General features: G+C 64.9%; 2 protein-coding genes. Both read right to left on the bottom strand.

Features of this window, described 5'->3' with window-relative positions; genetic code table 11:
* Positions 1–2,900, bottom strand: a 2,900-nt coding sequence (locus ACIQ7H_RS21660; protein WP_395795485.1) for an AAA domain-containing protein, incomplete at its 3' end; no start/stop codon positions are given.
* 537 nt (positions 2,901–3,437) lie between these two features.
* Positions 3,438–5,421: ATP-dependent helicase (locus ACIQ7H_RS21655; protein WP_395795483.1), on the bottom strand; the 1,984-nt coding region annotated here is incomplete at its 5' end.

The raw sequence follows: 5,421 nt of genomic DNA, 5'->3' as shown, positions 1-5,421 counted from the left end.
AGCAGAGCGAGAAGTGCCCGCAGGGCCTCGCCTTCGGCCGGCACCCAGTTCCCTTCGCATGCCCCACTGGCGTGAATCCATCCCGTCTGGAGACGGGCGCGCGTTTCTTTGTCCGTGCGCGGCGCGACGGTGCCGTAGACCATCGCGCCGTCGTAAGCGATGCGGTTGGCCAACCCGTGCATTGGCTTGTCGCAGCGCCGATGCACGACCAAAGGCAACCCGACCCACCTCTTGCCGTCGGTCGGTCCCGCCAGGCGGCCCCACGTCGTAGCTTGGTCCGCCAAGGTCTGCGCGGACTGTTTGTTGGGGAGCCAATGCGGCTCGACGCGATAGCGCGTGCGCATGTGTTCAAGCACAGCGTTGGACACGTTGACGATGGCCTTGAGTTGCAAGGGGTCACCCACAAGCAGCGCTCGCCGAGATCGCCAGAGCGCGCCAACTACCGCTTGCGGGGACGCCTGTCCGGCTTCATCCACCAGCAACCAGCCGATCTCCCCGACACTGAATGAGCTGAACGAACGTGCGAACGAGGCGAAGGTGCTGCTGAGTACCGGCACGACCATGAACAGTGAGGCCCAGGCCGAGCGGATTGCATCGCGCGAGAGCCCCTGCAAGCGCGGTCCGGTCAGCAGCGCGTTGACAAGGGACAGGTTGGAGCGCATCCGTGCGGCCTCCAGCTCGAAGAACGTCCGATGCAGCTTCAGCGCCTGGATGAACACGCGAGCACGGGCCTGTCGCCAGCCCTCAATGTGCCATGGCTCCGCCAGTTCGATTGCATCGCCGCGACCGATAACGCCGCACTGCAGCCACGACAGAAGATGGCCGGCGCGGCACGCGCTGGCCAAACCGATGGCTTGTTGTCGTACAGAGTGTTCTTCCACCCGACATTGCTGCAAAGCCTGGCGAGCGCCAGTGATCTGCCGCGATATCTGCTGGCTGGAGGCCTCGAACTGCTTCGCCAGCCGTGCGACGCGATCAAACTCGGCTTTCGCGTAATCACGTCGGTCTTGCAGGAGCTTCAGCGCAGCTTTCCAGGCGCGTGATGCGCCCCACAGTGTGCGCAGGTTCGCCCAGAACCCCGGACTGCTCGCCTGGTGCCGTGTGAGCGCCCCCAGCGCATCTTTGAATGCCGCGTTGGCGGTTCGGCCTTCCTCGGCGTCCAGGCGCGCCTGTTGTTCCGCCGTGCGCGCTAGGTGCTGTTCGAGCGCTTCCAAAATGGCAGTCGCATCGGCGATCTTCTTCCGGGTCGTCAGCAGGGTCTGGATCAGTGCGCGGATGCGCTGCGAATCGGCGCATGCCGTGCGAACCTTCGCCTTGGCTGCCTGGTACTCGGTAACCGCCTGCAGCCACAGGGTCTTGCGTTGTTCCGGCGTGCGCTCCTTGTTGAGCTTTGCGTGTGTGCCGAGCCATGTGTTCAGGCCTTCAGGCGCTTTCTGTTGTTGCGAAAGGGCTTGCTCGCCATCGATGGTGGCCGCAGTGGCCGGGTCGGCAAACAGGGACTTGGGAACGTCTTCTTCGTGAGTCTCGGCTTCGTCGCTCCCTTCGCCGTCGCTGTCTGACCGGTTCAGTCCCGCAAACGGGCGTTTCCCCTTGAAGTAGCGCTCCACGAACTTGTTACGCCGAGCCTTGCTGCCCAGCGCACCGGAGATCAATCCCCAGGCTGGCTTGTCGGTGATCAGTTCGCCCAGGTCGGCGAAGTGCTCTGCCTCGGGCAGCCAGCTCTCGTCGATCTTGTCGCGCTGGGGCAGCTCAAGAGTGACGTTCTCCACGGCACCGTTATTGGCCGAAGCAACGACGATTTCGAAGCCGAACAGCGAAGGATTGAGTTTGAAGGCTACCTGCTCCTTGCCCCCATCGTTGCTGGCTTCGAGCGCGTTGCTGGCGAAACCGTCTGATGCGCGGCCCAACGTGGCAAGCACGTCGGCCCGCCCCGTAACGATGGCGGCGATCAAGTCGCGCAGCAAGGTCGTCTTGCCTGTCCCAGGCGGGCCATTGACCCCCAGCAGCCCCTTTCCGTCGGCAAGCGTGGACAGAACGGTGTTGACGGCCAGTTGCTGGGAATGCACAAGCCCCAGGTGCCGCTCGGAAGGCCAACAGCTATCGGCATACGCCTGTGGCATCAGCCGCTCGATCAGCGGCAAGGAGGCGACTTCGGCGTCGATGTGCAGGCGCTGTTGCGGATCATGGCGGCGCAGGTACTGGTTCAGCGCTTCGCTGGCCACACCCTTGCGGAGGCTGTCGGCGACGGCACTCAAGTCTTCGAGCAGGAAGCTGTTGAGCGGATCGTCTTCCGTCGCGGTCTTGTCGGGCTTGACGGGTTGCGAGCGGAATCGCAGCGGCGGGTGCTCCACGACAGCGAAATACTTCGCCACGCCGAGAAACTCCAGTATCCACAGAGTGAAGTCCCGCAGGGCATCGCCGGAAACCTGGCCCTGGAGTTGCGTCTGCGCCTGCTCGGCGGCGGCCCGTTGATCGTCCTCGAATCCACGCATCCAGTCCCGCCCCGCCAGTGCCCGACCGAGAAACCAGGCCTCGCTGGAGAGTACGAAGCTGTTCTCCACCAGTTGTCCGGTCGTGGTGAACTTCGCGGCGAACAGCGCCGACTCTCGCGGCTGCGGCTCGCGGTAGCCCTGGTCAGCGCCGTACAGCTCCTTGAGCGCGGCGTCGACGAGCCGGCTGTCGTACAAATGGGCAAAGAGCGTGTGGCTCCACTCCCGATTGTGGGGAAGCGTCTGCTTGCTGAGGATGCTCCCCGGTGCCCAAGGAGGAATGGGGCGCGTGCTGGGCGTGTCGTGGAGAAAAGCGTCATAGACGCTGCCGCGCTTCGTGATCCTGGGTGCGGATTGCGGCTGCAACAGTTCGACTGCATGCCAGTACCGGACGATGCTCTCTGGCTCCACCAATCTGTGCTCCTTCGAATTGAACCGATCATCTATGCCTTGATCGTATTCTGGCTCCTGCTAGAGCGTCCGCGCTGACCGTGCCGAGGATCGCAATCTTGGCATCCCTCGTGGGGTGGCCTGTGAGGGGCGCTGGTGGAAGTCTTGGTAACACTGCCTCGATGCGACGGCCTTCGGCGGCGAGGAGCGGACCGTCGCCGGCATCGAAGAGCACGCAGCCGCAAGAGCCAATCTGGTTCACCCAGAGATGGCTTGTGCGCTGGAGGCCAACGCAGTGCAGGCGCTCGGTTGTGGTCACTTCCTGCTGCCCTCTTTCATCGGGCCGCGGGCGATGCTCAACGCGCCGCAAGCCCAAGCGTGACCTGAGTTGCGGCCGGTGCCTCACACCGCGCGGACTGACACCGCGTCGAGCACGCGCACCGGCCTGCAGAGCGCGGACCGCCAACGACTCTCGGGTGATCCATGACCGAGGGGTCGCGTCGGATTGGCCGCTCAGTTTCGCGTGGCTGGCACACAAAGCTCTGCGGTGCCCGCGCGTCAGTCCTGAGCTTTTCGGCACGCGGCGTAGCGCCAGAGCCCCCGAGTTAGAGAGACCCCGACCTCACCGCCCACGTTGTCCCGGATCACAGCTATCCGCGCGGTGGGGAGTTTCACCACCACACCCCAACGGGCACCGGCGGTCGCCTTGATGAAGTCCCCCACTCGGACCACGGTGCGCTCAGTGAGGGGCATGAACTCCGAATCAGGTGGGAGCTCTACCGGTGCGGCGCGAGCCATCGTCGTCGTCGGTGGCACGGTGGAAGTGAAGGGGCACTCCACCCCGATCTCGGCCGCATAGCGGCTGGCCAAGGCAGGCTGCAGGCACCGTCCCCCAAGCCCTCCGCCGAACAGCGCACGGTGAACTGAGGCCATGCCGGGCAGATCCATCTCGTACAGGAAGCGCGAGCCTGTCGCGCCGATGGGCGCTAGGACGCCGGCGCCTCCCGCGAGGCTCGCTTCCAGTTCACTGTCGTGGGGATGGATCAGCACCAGGCGTTCCTTGGCGCGCGTGATCGCGACGTAGGCCAGTCGGCGTTCTTCTTCGATGTTCGAGCGCGACGAAGGGAATCCGCCACCCCATCCCGCCACGATGACCATCGGCGCTTCTGCGCCCTTCGCCCGGTGGATGGAGGTGATGCGCAGATGGTCCCCCTGAGGCTTGAGGCGGTTTGCGACCTCGTCGATGGCCTGCAGAAAGCTCTCGATCGCTTCGTGTTCGCCGGCGAGGGTCATGAAGGCGTTGATGTTGGACAGCTGCGCCGCGGCGCGCTCGGGGGTACTGGCGCTTCGTTCGATGCTCGGGATCAGGTCAATGGCGGCGGCATAGCGCTTCAGCACGGCGCTCGGAGAGTGGGTGGCATACCGACCGCTCTCAGTATCGGAGAGAGCGGCGGCCCGGCGCGCGAGGTTGGCCTGGACAGGCCCGTTCAGGCGCGCTACGTGCGGGTTCAGGACCGGGCCAATCCGTTGGCCCGTGAGCGCCGCGCGGACGACGTCGGCCTTGATGGTGCTGTTGGTGACGCGGTCGATGTACAGCGTGGGCGTACCCATCAGCGCGTCGATGTAGATCGAGAGTGCGTTTGGCTCCCGAGGCAGCTTGCCGGCGGCGAGGTGCAGGGCGCCGGTCAACATCGCCAGCTCCGGCGAACGAAGCAGGCTCTCGCGGCCCTCGACCACGAAGGGGATATCCGCCTTGGTCAACTCGAATTCGAAGGGCAGGGCATGCTCGAAGTTGCGGACCAGCATCAGGACCTCATGGAGGCGATGCTGGGCGGCGAGTCCTGAGACGAGGCCCACGAGCCCGCTGGTGGAACCCGGAGCGACCGCGAGGCGCTCGACGACCGTGTCGGGACAACTTGGCGCGCTGATGACGATGTGGTCGTCGCGCTCGCGGTTGTGGTTGATCAACGCGTTCGCCAGCAAGGCCACCCGCGGCCCGTAGCGGAAGGTGCGGCTCAGGGTGAAGCGCGTGCATGGGCTGAAGGTCTGCGCGAAGCGCTGCGTCATGATCTCGACGCGGCTGCCGCGAAAGCCGTAGATGGACTGATCGGCATCACCACAGGCGGCCACGGAAGCAGTGGTGCCGGCCAGTCCACGCAGCAGCTCGAACTGGATCTCGTTGGTGTCCTGAAACTCGTCGACGAGGATGTGGTCGAGCCGACCCTGGATTTGTCGCCACAGCTCCGGCCGCGCTTTGAGTAGGCTCATCAGGTCGAACAGCATGTCGTCGTAGCTGCGCGCGCCGCGTCCGGCCTGGATCTCCTCCAGCCGGGTTTGTTCAAGCTGCTTGAAGGCAAGAACGAAGATGGCGAACTCGGGCTTCAGCTGGGAGCGGTTGAAGGTGTCCTCCGGCGGCGCGAGCGTCGCTTTCGCGCGCGTCACGAAGCCCAGAAACTCTTGGAACACATCGGCGCCCGGGCGCATACCTCGGAAGACCTTGGCCCACATGGGCTGAAATGTTTGCCGTGCTCGCGCTTCCCAG

It is taken from the genome of Aquimonas sp. (assembly GCF_044377145.1).
In the GTDB taxonomy this organism is placed as follows: domain Bacteria; phylum Pseudomonadota; class Gammaproteobacteria; order Xanthomonadales; family Xanthomonadaceae; genus Aquimonas.
Note: the sequence above shows the minus strand (reverse complement) of the source record. Positions and strands in the feature narration are given on the sequence as shown.